Consider the following 14,194-nt stretch of genomic DNA (forward strand, 5'->3'; position numbering starts at 1 on the left):
TGGAAGGACGTTTCCCGCTGATGAGTGTGACGCTGCACTGGTTCCTGCCCTCGCACGGTGACGGTCGGTCCGTTGTGGACCGTCCGCACACGACGCCCGACCGGGCCAACACCCCGCGTACGCCGACGTTGGCGTACTTGACGCAGGTGGCGCGTGCCGCCGAGCACAACGGCTTCACGGGCATGCTCACGCCGACCGGTTCGTGGTGCCAGGACGCGTGGTTGTCGACGGCGGCGTTGTTGCAGAGTACGGAGCGGATCAAGTTCCTGGTCGCGTTCCGTCCGGGCAGTGTCACACCGACGTTGGCCGCGCAGCAGGCGGTGACGTACCAGAACCTGTCGGGCGGCCGGTTGCTGCTGAACGTGGTGACGGGCGGTGATCCGGTGGAGCAGCGCCGGTTCGGCGACTGGTTGGACAAGGAACAGCGGTACAAGCGGACCGACGAGTTCCTGCACATCGTGCGGGAGGTCTGGTCCGGTAAGCCGGTGGATTTCGACGGCGAGCACTACCAGGTGCGGGACGCGTCGATCTTCGACGTGCCGGACCCGGTGCCGCCGGTGTACTTCGGTGGTTCATCGCCAGCGGCGTTGCCGGTGGCGGCGCGCAGGGCGGATGTGCATTTGACGTGGGGTGAGCCGCCGGCGGCGGTGGTGGCCAAGGTGGAGACGTTGCGGGGGTTGGCGGACGCGAGGGCCGGCGGTTGCGGTTCGGGTTGCGCGCGCATGTGGTGACGCGGGATTCGAGTGCGCAGGCGTGGGCGACGGTGCAGGGGTTCTTGGACGAGATGAATCCGGCGGATGTGACGGCGGCGCAGGAGAAGTTGGCGGCGTCCGAGGCGACGGGCCAGCAGGCGATGACGGCGTTGCATCAGGGGGTCAAGCCGGATGATGCGCGGGCACTGGAGGTGCATCCGGGTTTGTGGGCGGGTGTCGGCCTGCTGCGTGGTGGTGCGGGTACGGCGTTGGTCGGCAGTCATGCCGAGGTGGCGGACCTGATCGAGGAGTACCACCGCGCGGGGATCGAGGAGTTCGTGTTGTCGGGTTATCCGCATTTGGAGGAGACGTTCTGGGTGGGTGAGGGGCTGCGGCCGGAGCTCGATCGGCGCGGTCTGCTCGCGCGGCGGTAGGGGGCCGGGTCATGGCGTTGCACATCACCTCGTTGGCGTTGTTGGTCGTGATGTTCGTCGTCGCGTCGTTCCTGCCGGTGAATTTGGGGTTGTTGGCGTTGGTGGCGGCGTTGTGGTGGGCGCCGGGCTCGGCGGGATGAGCGTCGACGACATGTTGGGCGGTTTTCCGGCGGACCTGTTGGTGTTGCTGGTGGGCGTGACCTATCTGTTCGGGATTGCGCAGACCAATGGCACGTTGGAACGGGTCGTGGACGGCGGGCTGCGGTTGGTGCGAGGTCGGGTCGCGTTGGTGCCGTGGTTGTTGTTCCTGTTGACGGCGTTCGTCGCCGCGGTTGGTGCGTTGAGTGCGGCGGCGGTGGCGATCATGGCCCCGATCGCGATGCGGTTCGCGCAGCAGTATCGGATCAGCCGTTGTTGGTGGGGTTGATGGTGGTGCAGGGCGCGACGGCGGGGTCGTTCTCGCCGTTGAGTCCGTTCGGTGCGATCACGGGTCAGTTGTTGGCGGCCGAGGGGTTGCCGCAGCAGCAGCCGGGATTGTTCCTGAACAGTTTCGTGTTCAACGTCGTCGTGGGTGCGTTGGTGTTCTGGTTGTTCGGCGGTCTCCGGTTGGCCCGGGAACGTCGCCGTGCCGCCGCTGCCGACACCGATGTCGATGTCGATGTCGATCCTGCGGTGGTTTCGGGCGGCCCCGGAGGCTCGGGTGGCGGCCTGGCGACGGCGGAGGCGCCGGCGGCGGCGCCTGCCGAGGTCCGGTCGGAGGTGGTGTCGGCGGGCCGGTTATCGGCGCATCAGGTGTTCACGTTGGCCGGGTTGGGTCTGTTGGTGGTGGTGAGTACGGCGTTCGGATTGGATGTCGGTTTCTCGGCGTTGGCGATCGGTTTGGCGTTGACGTTGTTGAAGCCGGGTGCGTATTCGGAGGTCGTGTCGAAGGTGCCGTGGTCGGCGGTGTTGTTGGTGTGTGGGGTGATCACGTATGTGGGAGTGTTGGACAGCGTCGGGACGATAGATTTCCTGAGTGACCTGCTCACGGGCGGCACGAGCCCGTTGGTGGCGGCGTTGGCGGCGTCCTACATCGGCGGCTTGATTTCGGCGTTCGCGTCGACGGCGGGTGTCTTGGGCGCGTCGATCCCGTTGGCCGCGCCGTTGTTGGACGGCGGCATGCTGCCGATCCTCGGCACGGTCAGCGCCATCGGCATCGCGTCGAGCGTCGTCGACGTCAGCCCGTTGTCGACCAACGGCGCGTTGTTGGTCGCGAACCAGCGGTCGATGGACTCAAGGCTGTTCTTCCGCAAGCTGTTGTTGTGGTCGATCCCGGTGATCGCGCTCGTCCCGCTGATCGCCTGGCTGGTGTTCGTGGTCCTGTGGCCGTTCTGATGTGGCGGGTCAGAACGGCGGTGGATCGTCGTTCGGACCGGGAGCCTGTCGGATTCGGACGATCGGGGTTCGAGGACGGTCTCGCGCTTGTCGGTGTAGGTGACCCCGAGCGGGGTGGTGACCGACGAGGTGCCGTGGGTGGGGTCGTAGTCCTGGATCCAGCCGGGTGCGTTCTTGAGTCGGTGGTGGCGTCGGCAGCGCGGTGCGGCGTTGTCTGTGGAGGTCGAGCCGTTGTCCTTGGCCCACTGTTGTTGGTGGTCGAAGTCGCAGTGCCGGGCCGGTCGTCGGCACCAGGGGACGATGCACATGCGGTCGCGGACCTCGACGAGTTTGCGGATCGTCGAGTTCGGACGATAGCTGGATCGGCCGAGGTCAACGGGGTTCCCGGTGGCGGGGTCACACAGCACCTTGCGCCAGATCGACTTCGGGTTGGTCATGATCTCCCGCGCGTACGCGGCGGGGACAGGCCCGACGCCATCGATGGATGCCCCGGTCTCGGACATCGACAGCGCCGTGTCGATAGGCATGTGCAGGTACACCATCGCCGCCGACTCCGGCACGGTCACGCCAGGATCGTTGCCCAGGAGCAGGTCGGCGAACACGTCGGCGCGAAGCTGGTCGAGATTCCGCGACGAGTCGCCCAGCCGAAGCTTGCGAGCCATCGCATCCACCCGGGCGTAAGCGGCCGAGGCAACATCGGACGGCAGGTCAGCCGACAACCGCGACTGGGCATAGACCCCGTGATCAAGCGTGACCTTCCGACCTTCGTGCCCCATGCGAGCGGCAGCGGTCTCGGCACCGGGATCGACCTGCTTGACGATCTGCGACGCATGCCAAGCCATGTTCCGCGGCTGCCACGCCGTCAGAGACAATCGAGAAAGCTTCTCCTCCAGTAGCCGATCAACCTCAAGAGCATCGGAATCAGAGACCGGAGAAACCACATTCAGCACCCGCTCAGCGCCATACCGATCCACCTGACCCTCACGCATAGCAGCAAGCAGCCGAGGCATCCGATAAGTCAACGCCAAAGCGGAATGAATCCGATCCAAAACCCCCTGAGGCGACAACCGAAGTTCAGGCGCCAACGCCTCAGCCAGTGACCGCCGCTCCCACGAATCAGACGACGAGCCGTCATCGAGCGAAGCAAGAAACTCCACCTCAGCGGCATCAGCCCGAGCCCGCAGCGCAAGAACCCCGCGAGCCGACTCAACGATCCCCTCAACATCCGTCACGCCACCCATAATACCGAACAACTGATCGACAACCACCACCCACAAGCATGACAAAGAACCACCACGAAAAGTAACCCCACCACCGCCACCCCAAATACCGCCACCGCCGAAGCGAAGCAAGGCCAACCCCGCCAGCCACCCCACCCACAGAACTGCCCCTGTGAAGTGTCATCCCGTCGACCTAAACAGCAACCATCACACTGCAATCAGGGCGCAACCCGAAACCCAACCGGAACCAAGAAACAAAACCTTGCGCCCTGACTGCAGTGTGATACCCCAAACGAGAGGTCGACGGGATGACACTTCCCCAGCGGCAAAGCCGCCCAACATCCCGGAGACCTGCCCGCCGGCGAGGCACCCTTACCCCCAAAGCACCAACACAGCGACGTGGATTACCAACACGGCGACACAGAACGCTGACACAGCGACGCGAGTTGCTGACACGGCGACGCGAGTTGCTGACACGGCGCCCGGGGTGGGGACTTAGGTGTTGTCCTGCTTGAGCATGTCGGAGCACTTCTCGCCGATGGCCATGGTGGTGATGTTGGGGTTGACGGCGACGAGGAAGGGCATGACGGAGGCGTCGGCGACGCGGAGGCCCTGGACGCCCTTGACGCGCAGGCGCGGGTCGAGGGGCTTGGTGTTGTCCTCGACGGCGCCCATCTTCACCGACCGGCGGGGTGGTAGACGGTGTTGTGGGTGCGCTTGATGTAGTCGGCGATCTCGTCGTCGGTCTGCACGTCCTTGCCGGGGAACAGTTCCTCGCCGGCCCATTCCTGCATGGGCGACTGCGCGACGATCGTCCGGGCGAGTTTGATGCCCTCGGTCATGACGCGCATGTCGTGCCCGTCGGGGTCGGTGAAGTACTTCGGGTCGACGGCGGGCTTGTCGCGGAAGTCCTTGCTGCGCAATCGAACCGTGCCGGTGGAGCGGGCGCGGGTGACGTTCGGCGTGAGGCAGAACGAGTTCTCCGACGTCGGGTAGCCCTGGCGCACGGTGTGCATGTCGAAGGGCACCGAGCCGTAGTGGAACATCAGGTCGGGCCGGTCGAGGCCCTCCTCGGTCTGCGTGAAGATGCCGATCTCCCACCACTGCGTGGAGTCGGAGACCATCGGCTTCTTCGCCTCCCAGCTGATGACGCCCTCGGGGTGGTCCTCGAGGGTGGCGCCGACGCCGGGGGAGTCGACGAGCACGTCGATGCCGAACTCGCGCAGGTGCTCGGCCGGGCCGATGCCCGACAGCATGAGCAGCTTGGGCGTGTCGATGGCGCCCGTCGACAGCACGACCTCGCGTCGCGCGGAGACGGTCGCCGAGTGGATGAGGTCATCGCTCAGGTACTCGACGCCGGTGGCGCGCGTGCCGTCGAACACGACGCGCTTGGCCCACGCGTTGGTGCGGATCTCGAGGTTCGGCCGGTCGAGGATCGGGTGCAGATAGGACACCGACGACGAGGACCGCGTGCCGTCCTCGCGGGCGTTGATCTGGAACCAGTTCGCGCCGCGGGTGACGGTGGTGCCCGAGTTGAACTCGGTGGTCGGGATGCCCTGCTGCGCGCAGGCCTCCAGCAGCGCGGCGCCGGTGGGGTCCTTCGGCGGGACGCTGCGGATCGTCACCGGGCCGCTGCGGCCGTGGTGCTCACCGGGGCCGTCGTTGGTCTCGAGCCGCTGGTACAGCGGGAACATGTCCTTCGAGCCCCAGCCGGGCAGGCCCATCGACTCCCACTCGTCGAGGTCCTCGGCGGGCGCCCAGAACGCGATGCACGAGTTGTGCGAGGAGCAGCCGCCCAGCACGCGGGCGCGGGCGTGGCGCATGAACGAGTTGCCGTTGGCCTGCGGTTCGATCAGGTAGTCCCAGTCGTACCCGGACTCCAGCAGCGCCATCCACTTCTTCAGTTCGAGGATGTTCGGATCGCCCACATCGGACGGTCCCGCCTCGAGCAGGCACACCGTGACGTCGGGGTCCTCGGACAGGCGCGCGGCGACCGCGGCGCCGGCGCTGCCGCCGCCCACCACGACATAGTCGAACTGGTCGGTCATCGAAAATCCTTTCCGGTTCGGGTGAGGTGTGTGCGGGCGGTCATTCGCCGGAGAACCAGTTCTGCGGTCCGGGCCGCAGGTTCTGGTACACGTGCTTGGCCTCCTGGTACTCGCCGAGGCCCGCGCGGCCGAGTTCCCGGCCGATACCGGACTGCTTGAAACCGCCCCACTCGCCTGCGGCAGGTACGGGTGGAAGTCGTTGATCCAGACGGTGCCGTGGCGCAGCCGGTTCGCGACGCGCTGCGCCTTGCCCGGGTCGCCGGTGAACACGGCGCCCGCGAGGCCGTAGTGCGTGTCGTTGGCGATGCGCACGGCGTCGTCCTCGTCGGTGAACCGCTCGACCGTGAGCACGGGGCCGAACGACTCCTCGGTGACGGCGTAGGAACCCTGCCGGACCTCGTCGAGCACCGTCGGCAGGTAGAAGTGGCCGTGGGCGTAGCGCTCGCCGTCCGGGCGAGCGCCACCGGTGCGCAGCACGGCGCCCTCGTCGATCGCCTTCGCCACGTAGTCCTCGACCTTGCGTCGATGCGCGTCGGAGATCAGCGGCCCGGTCTCGGCGTCGTCGTCGAACGGGCCTCCGAGGCGGATCAGCTCGGCCCGGCGCACGATCTCGTCGACGAGCGCGTCGTGGAGCTCGTCCTGCACGATCAGCCGCGCGCCCGCGGAGCACACCTGACCGGAGTGCAGGAAGATCGCGGTGAGTGCGAAGTCGACGGCGGTGTCGAAGTCGGCGTCGGCGAACACGACGTTCGGGTTCTTGCCGCCGAGTTCGAGCGCGACCTTCTTCACGGTCGGCGCGGCGAGCGCGGAGATCGTGCGGCCGGTGTGCAGGCCGCCGGTGAACGACACGAGGTCGACGTCGGGGTGTTCGGCGAGCACGCTGCCGACCTCGGGGCCGGTGCCCAGCACGAGGTTGCCGACGCCCGCGGGCAGGCCGGCCTCGGTGAGCGCGCGCATGAGCAGGATCGCCGTGCTCGGCGTCAGCTCGCTCGGCTTGAGCACGAACGTGTCGCCCGCGGCGATCGCCGGCGCGACCTTCCACGCCACCTGCAGCAGCGGGAAGTTCCACGGCGTGATCATTCCGCAGACGCCGACCGGTTCGTACTGCACGCGGCTGATCGCGTCCGGCGAACCGGTGTCGACGATGCGGCCGGAATCGGTGCCGGCGAGCTTGCCGAAGTAGCGGAAGCATGCGGCGATGTCGTCCATGTCGTATTCGCTCTCGACCAGACGCTTACCGGTGTCGAGCGATTCCGCGCGGGCGAATTCGGCCTTGTCACGCACCAGAATGTCGGCGACGCGCAGCAGCAGGTCACCGCGGTCCCACGCCGAGCTCGTGGCCCACGTGCCCTCGTCGAAGGCGCGACGAGCTGCGGCGACGGCCTGTTCGGCGTCCACGCGGACGCCTTCGGCGACGGTGGCCACGAGGGTGCCGTCCGCGGGGGAGTGGATCTCGCGGGTACCGCCGTCGGTGGCGGTCCTCCATTCGCCGTCGATGAACAACGTGGCTGCCGGATTGTCGGCGTGCGACATGCTTTCTCGCTCTTTTCCGTTCGTCGGCGTCTCGCATCGGGCGCGCTGCGCGCACAGTGGTCCCGGGCGCAGTACCGGGGGACGGGGAAGCACGCTAACATCGGACCTGTACATCTGTACACCTACGGCGCTCGCGGTGTTTTCCCGCCGTACTCCGAAATTGCGTGTGAACTGCGGATTCGCGGTCGGCGGTGACATGTGCCGCATTGCCGTCGACGGCGCTCGTGGCACGCTGGAGGCGTCACAGGGCCGCAGGGACCGAGAGGGACGCCGAGGGAATGCCGAGCAACCAGTCCGCAGCCGGACGCAAGGATCCGGACCGCAGGCAGCGGATCGCGCGCGCGGCCATCGACGTCGTCTCCGAGGTCGGCGTCGAGAAGCTCACGCACCGCCGGGTGGCCGCGGCCGCCGGCGTGCCCCTGGGCTCGACCACGTACTACTTCTCCACGCTCGACGACCTCCTCGGCAGCGCGCTGCGGCAGGCGGCCGAGGACGACGTCGAGCACCTGCGCAAATGGGCGGCCGGTCTCGACGCGGGCGGCGACCTCACCGAGGGGCTGACCGAGCTCGTGCTGCACTACCTGGGCCCGGCGCGGGCGCAGACGATCGTCGAACACCAGCTCTACATTGCCGCGTTGCACCGGCCCGCGCTGCAGCACGTCAGCCAGGAGTGGGACACCGCGTTGGCGGAGCTGTTCGCCACCTACACCGACGCGATCACCGGAAAGGTGCTGTCGGTGGTGTTCTGCGGCTGGCAGCTGCAGGGCATCGTGCGGGACGCGTTGCCCGACCGCGGCGAGGTCGAGGCCTCGTTCCGGAAGGTGCTCGGCACCTGACGGGCCCGCCGACGGGCGGCGTCCGGTCGGTGGCCGTTCGGTGACGAACCGGCGATCGTCGGTGGTCCCGACTACCGTCGAGGCCATGGCGTTATCGGTGGAAGAACGCGCGCAATTCCTGGCGGAACCGAACATCGGGGTGCTGTCGGTCGTCGAGCACGCCGACCGGGGTCCGTTGTCGGTGCCGATCTGGTACCAGTACACGCCCGGTGGGTCCCTGTGGCTGCGCACCGGCGCGGACTCCCGCAAGGCGCGGGCGATCCGGGAGGCGGGCCGCTTCAGCCTCGTGGTGGAGCGGACGCGGCCGACCGTGCGGTACGTGACCGTCGAAGGGCCCGCGGAGTTCGGCGAGGACAGCCACGACCTGTCGGTCGAGATGGCCGCGCGGTACCTGGCACCCGACAAGGTCGAGGCGTTCCTCGACTACGAACGTCGCTACCTCGGCGACCACGTCGTCATCTCGATGCGACCGGAACGGTGGTTGTCGCTCGACATGGGCGCCCTCTGACGGCTCGGCCCCGGGGCGGGTGGCCGGGTGTCGAGGCTGTGCCGCGCCGTGCGGAGGCCCACGCCGACCTTGTCATCTGATCAGTTGAACAGATAATTTGCCGTGCGGACTGACGGGTCGGTGCGGGGAGTTGCGGGATGGTGTCCAGGCGGACCGGCCAGGCGCGGGCGATCCCGGTGCTCGTGCTGCTCGGCTGCGTCGCGCTCGCGGCGGGAGCGTGTGCCGTCCCGGAGGGCAGCGGCAACGCGACCGGCGACGACGGGCTCGTGCTGGCCGAGGCCTACGAGGACGAGAGCCTCCACCCGCTGCTGGGTCACGGCCAGGAAGGCGCGTCCAAGATCTTCGACGGCCTCTACGACTACGACGCCGACCGCGCACTGCGCCCCGCGTTGGCCGCGGAGCCCGCCCGGGCATCGGCCGACGGCACCACGTGGACCGTGCCGCTGCGCAGCGGGGTCGTCTTCCACAACGGCAGCCCGTTCACCGCCGACGACGTGGTCGCCACCTACCGCGCGCTGGCTGATCCGCGCTACGCCTCCACCGTGGCGTCCAAGTACGAGGTGATCGATGCGGTGCACGCGGTCGACGACCACACCGTGCGCTTCGAACTCGCCGAGGCCTACCGGCCGCTGCCGCATCTGCTCACCCTCGGCATCGTGCCCGGGGAGAGCCTCGCCGAACCGGAGCCGCTGGAGAACTCGCCGTTGGGCAGCGACCCGATCGGCACCGGCCCGTACGAACTCGCCGAATGGCGCAAGGGCGACCGCATGGTGCTGACCGCCAACGAGCGGTACTGGGGCGCCGCGCCGCAGGTGCGGACCCTCACCGTGGTGTTCGCCGGGGACGACAACACCCGCGCCCAACGACTCCGGGCGGGAGAATTCGACGGGGCGTCCCTGCCGCCCGCGCTCGCCGAGTCGATGCGCGACCTGGACGGCTACCGGGTCGTGCACCACCGCACCGCCGACTACCGCACCGTCACGCTGCCCTCGCAGCACCCGGTGACCGGCGACCCCACGGTGCGCACGGCGCTCAACCACGCCGTCGACCGGGAGGGCATGATCGAGGCGATCCTGGCCGGACACGGCGTTCCCGCGCACACGCCGATCCCGCCCGTGCTGGAGGAACTGCACGAACCGCGGGCGGAGTTCACGTTCGACCGCGCGCAGGCGCGCCGCATCCTCGACGACGCGGGCTGGCGCGTCGGCAGTGACGGCGTGCGCATGCGCGAGGGCACGCGCGCGGCGTTCACGCTCATGTACCCGGCCGACGACAGCGTGCGGAAACTGTTCGCGCAGGCGTTCGCCTCCGACGCGGAGGCCGTGGGGATCGACGTCTCGCTCGAAGGGCTCGGCTGGGAGGCGATCGACCCGCGGATGGCCACCGACGCGTCGTGCTCGGCGGCGGCAACCCGTTCGAACCCGACCTGGTGGCCTACCCGCTGCTGCACTCGTCGTACGGCGGCGACGGCTACAACAATCCGGGCCACTACGCCGATTCCGATGTGGACGCCGCGTTGGACGCGTCCCGAGCGGCCCCCGGTGACGAGGCGCGCGCCGCGGAGCTGCGCCGGATGCAGCGCGCGTTCCACGACGACCCGGGATTCGTGTTCCTCGCGTTCCTCGACCACAGCTACGTGCTGCGCGACGGCTGGAGCGGCTACCGGCCCGTCGTCGAACCGCACACGCACGGGTTGACCTGGGGACCGTGGTGGAACGTGCACACCTGGGAGCGCGAGCGATGAGCCGCGCCGGCCGCGCCACCCTACCGCGGCGCGCGGCGATCGGGCGGCTCGTGCTGCGCCGACTCGCGATGGCCGTGCCCGTGCTCCTGGTCGTGGCCTGCGGGGTGTTCCTGCTCGGCGCGGCGTCGCCGTTCGACCCGATCCACCAGTACTACGGCGTCGAGGTCTTCTCCGCGGGCGAGGAGCAGCTCGAGCAGACGCGCGACCGGCTGGGAATCGACGACCCGGTGCACGTCCAGTTCGGACAGTGGGTCGGCGGGCTGGTGACGGGAGATCTGGGCACCAGCCGGGTGTATCACCAGCCGGTGGCCGACGTGCTCGCCGAACGTCTGCCGTGGACACTCCTGCTCGCCGGAACGGGACTGGTTGTCGCGGCCCTGCTGGCGCTGGTGCTCGGCATCGTCACAGCGTGGCGGCAGGGCGGCTGGCTCGACCGCACCGTCACGGCCATCGGTCAGGGCATGGAGGGGCTGCCGAGCTTCGTCCTCGCGTTCGCGGCGATCCTGGTGTTCTCGGTGCTGCTCGGCTGGCTGCCCGTCGCCGGCGTCACCGACGGCAACGCCGAGGCCGGCGCGGGCCAGGTGGCGCAGCACCTCGTGCTGCCAGCGCTGGTGCTGGGGGTGTCGCAGTCGCCGTGGCTGGTGCTGCACCTGCGGCAGTCGATGCTGACCTCGCTCGCCGACGACCACGTGATCGGCGCGCGGGCACGCGGGCTGCCCGAACCGCTCGTCGTCACCGGGCACGCGCTGCCGACCGCGCTGCTGCCGTTCCTGAACGTGCTGGGCACGCGGGTTCCGGAGCTCGTGACCGGCGCGGTGCTGGTGGAGACCGTGTTCTCGTGGCCGGGCGTGGCCGCGGCCATGGTCGACGCGGGCCTGGCCGTGGACTATCCGCTGCTGGCGGTGCTGGCGCTCGCGGCGACCGTGGCGGTGCTGTTGGGTTCGTTGCTCGCCGACATCGCCACGGCGCTGGCCGACCCGAGGGTGCGGGCCGATGGCTGAGGGGACCTGGCGGACGGCGGCGCGCCGGCGCGCGGGCACACCGCGCGGCCGGGCGAGCGAGGGTCGCGCCCGCGCGCGCCTGATCGTGGGCGTCACCGGCCTGGCCGTGTTGATCGGCGCCGCCGTGCTCGTGCCGTGGCTCGCGCCGGCGGGCGACCAACTGTTCGACTACACGCAGGTGCGCCAGGCGCCCAGCGGCGAGCACCCGTTCGGCACCGATCAGGCCGGACGGGACCTGTTCGTCCGGGCGCTGGAGGGCCTGCGGGTCTCGTTGCTGGTGGCGGCGGTCTGCGCACTCGGGTCCATCACCGTCGGCACGGTCATCGGCGCGGTGTCCGGCTTCGCGGGCGGCTGGACCGACCGGCTGTTGATGCGACTGCTGGACACGGTCAACGCGATGCCGCACCTGCTGCTGGGCATCGTGATCGTCGCGCTGTACCGGGGGAGCCTGACGGCCGTCGTCGTGTCCATTGTGGTCACGCACTGGACGACGGTCGCGCGGATCGTGCGGGCCGAGGTGCTGTCGCTGCGGGAACGCCCGTTCATCGACGCGGCCATCTCGGGTGGCGCCTCGCGCGGGCACATCGTGCGCCGGCACGTGGTACCCGCGGTGCTGCCGCAGGCGGCGCTGTCGGCGGTGCTGGTGCTGCCGCACGCCGTATGGCACGAGACGGCGCTGAGCTTCCTCGGCCTCGGCCTGCCGCCGCACCTGGCGAGCATCGGCAACATCCTGTCCGACGCGCGCTCGGAACTGCTGCTCGGCGGCTGGTGGGTGGTGGTGTTCCCGTCGGCGCTGCTGGTGCTGACGACCCTGGCCACGGCGGGCATCGCCGGAACGCTACGCGACCGGCTCGTCCCGCGCCGACGATCGGAGCTGGCACTGTGACCTCCCTCGTCGTCGACGACGTCGCGCTGACCGTGGATCGGTTGTCGGTGCGGTTCCTGGTGGGCCGCAGGCGGAGCCGGTCGATCGTGCACGCGGCGACCGACGTGTCCCTGACACTGCGCCGCGGGCGGATGCTGGCGCTCGTCGGGGAGAGCGGCTGCGGCAAGTCGGTGCTGACGTCGGCGCTGTTGGGGCTGCTGCCCGCGAACGCGCAGACGCGCGGCGGCGCCGTGCTGCACACCGGTGCCGGTGCTGGCGGCGACGTCGAGTTGTGCTCGGCGTCGGAATCGTTGCTGTCCGGGCACATCCGGGGCAGGCGGATCGGACTCGTGCCGCAGTCGGCGGCCGGGCACCTCACCCCGGTGCGCACGGCGCGCAGCCACCTCGCCGAGACGGTGCGCCTGATCGGACCGCCCGGCACCGACGTCGACGAGCTGGCCGAACGGGCGGGACTCGACCCCGCCGAGCTCGACGCCTACCCGCACGAACTGTCCGGCGGCATGGCCCAGCGGGTGGCGTTCGCACTGGCCATGGCCGGCGACCCCGACGTGATCCTCGCCGACGAACCCACGACCGGCCTGGACCGGCCACTCGTCGACCACGTCCTCGGTCAACTGTCCACACTGGCCGGTTCGGGGGCAGGGGACGGCAAGGCGGTGCTGCTGATCACGCACGACCTGGCCGCCGCGCGCCGCGTCGCCGACGACATCGCCGTCATGTACGCGGGGCGGATCGTCGAATCCGGCCCGGCGGCCGCGGTGTTCGCCGACCCGTGGCACCCCTACACCCGTTGCCTGCTGAACGCGTTGCCCGACGGCGAGTTCGTCCCCATCCCCGGGCACCCACCGGAACTGACCGACGTGCCCGGCGGCTGCGCCTTCTGCGCGCGGATCGAGGGGACGGAGTTGGTGGAGTTGTCGGCGGGGTTCGCCTCGGGGCCGGCGTGTACCGGGGATCCGGAACTCGTGGCCGTGGGGGACCGGATGATTGCGGGGCACGTGCCGTGTTGAGCGCCAAGGACATCGTCACCGGCTACCGGCGCGGCCACCCCGTGCTGGACAGCGTCGACATCGAGATCCCACCGGGCACCACCGTCGGCCTCGCCGGGCCGAGCGGCTGCGGCAAATCCACCCTCGCCAAGGTGCTCGCACTGCTGCTCGAACCCTGGTCGGGCGAGGTCACCGTCGACGGCGAACCGGTCCACCGGTACCGGCATCGCGCGCCACGCGACCTGCGCACCAGCGTCGGCATCGTCTTCCAACAACCGCGCCTCGCCACCGACCCCCGCTGGACCCTCGACCGGATCATCCGCGCACCACTCGCCGCCTGCGGCCGCACCGACGACGGCACCGCCGGGGAGCTCATCGACGCCGTCGGCCTGACCCCCGACCTGCTCGGCCGGCGCCCCCACGAGGTCTCCGACGGACAACTGCAACGCGCCTGCCTCGCCCGCGCCCTCGTCCTCCGCCCCCGCTACCTCCTCTGTGACGAGATGACCTCCATGGTCGACGCATCCACCGCCGCCCTCCTCGTCGGCCTCGTCCGCGAACGTGCCGTTCGCGATGGGCTCGGGGTCCTTGCCGTGAGCCACGATGAGGAGTTGTTGCAGGTCTGGGCCGACCAGGTCGTCCGGTTGGGTTGACCCCTCACGTCGCCGTGTCAGCACCTCGCGTCGCTGTGTTGGCATCCCGCGTCGCCGTGTCAGCGTTCTGCGTCGCCGTGTCAGCACTTCGCGTCGGTGTGTTGGTGCTTTGGGGGTGGACGGTGCCTCGCCGGCGGGCAGGTCTCCGGGATGTTGGGAGGCGTTGCCGCCGGGCGAAGTGTCATCCCGTCGACCTCGGCTTTGGGGTATCACACTGCAGTCAGGGCGCAAGGTTTTCGGGGTTGGCTGCGGCTTGGGGGTTGGTTGCGCCCTGAC

At 69.5% G+C, this 14,194-nt stretch carries 8 protein-coding genes and 5 pseudogenes; 10 read left to right on the plus strand and 3 right to left on the minus strand.

All coding sequences use genetic code 11. The features are described from left to right. The first annotated feature begins 20 nt into the window (after positions 1 to 20). The 3 genes and pseudogenes from BJF85_RS08260 (at position 21) to BJF85_RS31265 (ending at position 2,500) form a co-directional block, all read left to right on the plus strand. Positions 21 to 1,126, plus strand: a pseudogene (locus BJF85_RS08260) (LLM class flavin-dependent oxidoreductase). A 50-nt stretch (positions 1,127 to 1,176) separates the two neighbouring features. Beyond that, a pseudogene (locus tag BJF85_RS27900) lies at positions 1,177 to 1,553 on the plus strand (SLC13 family permease). Continuing rightward, the gene (locus tag BJF85_RS31265) at positions 1,553 to 2,500 is read left to right on the plus strand and encodes an SLC13 family permease (protein ID WP_083666094.1); all 948 of its coding nucleotides are present in this window, start codon (positions 1,553 to 1,555) and stop codon (positions 2,498 to 2,500) included. The pseudogene BJF85_RS27900 and the gene BJF85_RS31265 overlap by 1 nt, the downstream one beginning before the upstream one ends. Before the next feature lie 323 nt (positions 2,501 to 2,823). Here BJF85_RS31265 and BJF85_RS31270 read toward each other — a convergent pair. The 3 pseudogenes from BJF85_RS31270 to BJF85_RS08280 form a co-directional block, all read right to left on the minus strand. Continuing rightward, positions 2,824 to 3,741 (minus strand): annotated as a pseudogene (locus BJF85_RS31270) (DUF222 domain-containing protein); the annotation flags it as partial. Positions 3,742 to 4,215: 474 nt separating this feature from the next. Continuing rightward, positions 4,216 to 5,768: pseudogene (locus tag BJF85_RS08275) on the minus strand (GMC family oxidoreductase). 40 nt (positions 5,769 to 5,808) lie between these two features. Then, a pseudogene (locus BJF85_RS08280) lies at positions 5,809 to 7,301 on the minus strand (aldehyde dehydrogenase family protein). Between the two features lie 278 nt (positions 7,302 to 7,579). On the opposite strand from BJF85_RS08280, the gene BJF85_RS08285 reads away from it, so the two are divergent. From BJF85_RS08285 to BJF85_RS08315, 7 genes are all read left to right on the plus strand, one after another. After that, positions 7,580 to 8,137, plus strand: coding sequence for a TetR/AcrR family transcriptional regulator (locus BJF85_RS08285; protein ID WP_075846457.1), 558 nt, complete (start codon positions 7,580 to 7,582; stop codon positions 8,135 to 8,137). A gap of 85 nt (positions 8,138 to 8,222) precedes the next feature. Beyond that, positions 8,223 to 8,645, plus strand: coding sequence for a pyridoxamine 5'-phosphate oxidase family protein (locus BJF85_RS08290; RefSeq protein ID WP_075846474.1), 423 nt, complete (start codon positions 8,223 to 8,225; stop codon positions 8,643 to 8,645). A gap of 137 nt (positions 8,646 to 8,782) precedes the next feature. Then, the gene (locus tag BJF85_RS08295; protein ID WP_255375485.1) at positions 8,783 to 10,342 is read left to right on the plus strand and encodes an ABC transporter substrate-binding protein; all 1,560 of its coding nucleotides are present in this window, start codon (positions 8,783 to 8,785) and stop codon (positions 10,340 to 10,342) included. Between the two features lie 43 nt (positions 10,343 to 10,385). Continuing rightward, positions 10,386 to 11,390 carry an ABC transporter permease gene (locus BJF85_RS08300; RefSeq protein WP_075846458.1) on the plus strand — a complete coding sequence of 335 codons (1,005 nt, stop codon included), beginning with the start codon at positions 10,386 to 10,388 and terminating at the stop codon, positions 11,388 to 11,390. Next, positions 11,383 to 12,276 carry an ABC transporter permease gene (locus BJF85_RS08305; protein WP_083666100.1) on the plus strand — a complete coding sequence of 298 codons (894 nt, stop codon included), beginning with the start codon at positions 11,383 to 11,385 and terminating at the stop codon, positions 12,274 to 12,276. Before BJF85_RS08300 ends, BJF85_RS08305 begins: the two co-directional genes overlap by 8 nt. Next, positions 12,273 to 13,286, plus strand: coding sequence for an ABC transporter ATP-binding protein (locus BJF85_RS08310; RefSeq protein ID WP_075846459.1), 1,014 nt, complete (start codon positions 12,273 to 12,275; stop codon positions 13,284 to 13,286). The genes BJF85_RS08305 and BJF85_RS08310 overlap by 4 nt, the downstream gene beginning before the upstream one ends. After that, complete coding sequence (locus BJF85_RS08315; protein ID WP_075846460.1) at positions 13,280 to 13,918, plus strand: ABC transporter ATP-binding protein; 639 nt, start codon at positions 13,280 to 13,282, stop codon at positions 13,916 to 13,918. Before BJF85_RS08310 ends, BJF85_RS08315 begins: the two co-directional genes overlap by 7 nt. The last annotated feature ends 276 nt before the right edge of the window (positions 13,919 to 14,194 follow it).

This window comes from Saccharomonospora sp. CUA-673 (assembly GCF_001942305.1).
Taxonomy (GTDB): domain Bacteria; phylum Actinomycetota; class Actinomycetes; order Mycobacteriales; family Pseudonocardiaceae; genus Prauserella.

Coding starts and splice junctions, on each gene's coding strand:
- BJF85_RS08285 (WP_075846457.1), top strand. CDS start 7,580: ATGCCGAGCAACCAGTCCGCAGCCGGACGCAAGGATCCGGACCGCAGG.
- BJF85_RS08290 (WP_075846474.1), top strand. CDS start 8,223: ATGGCGTTATCGGTGGAAGAACGCGCGCAATTCCTGGCGGAACCGAAC.
- BJF85_RS08295 (WP_255375485.1), top strand. CDS start 8,783: ATGGTGTCCAGGCGGACCGGCCAGGCGCGGGCGATCCCGGTGCTCGTG.
- BJF85_RS08300 (WP_075846458.1), top strand. CDS start 10,386: ATGAGCCGCGCCGGCCGCGCCACCCTACCGCGGCGCGCGGCGATCGGG.
- BJF85_RS08305 (WP_083666100.1), top strand. CDS start 11,383: ATGGCTGAGGGGACCTGGCGGACGGCGGCGCGCCGGCGCGCGGGCACA.
- BJF85_RS31265 (WP_083666094.1), top strand. CDS start 1,553: ATGGTGGTGCAGGGCGCGACGGCGGGGTCGTTCTCGCCGTTGAGTCCG.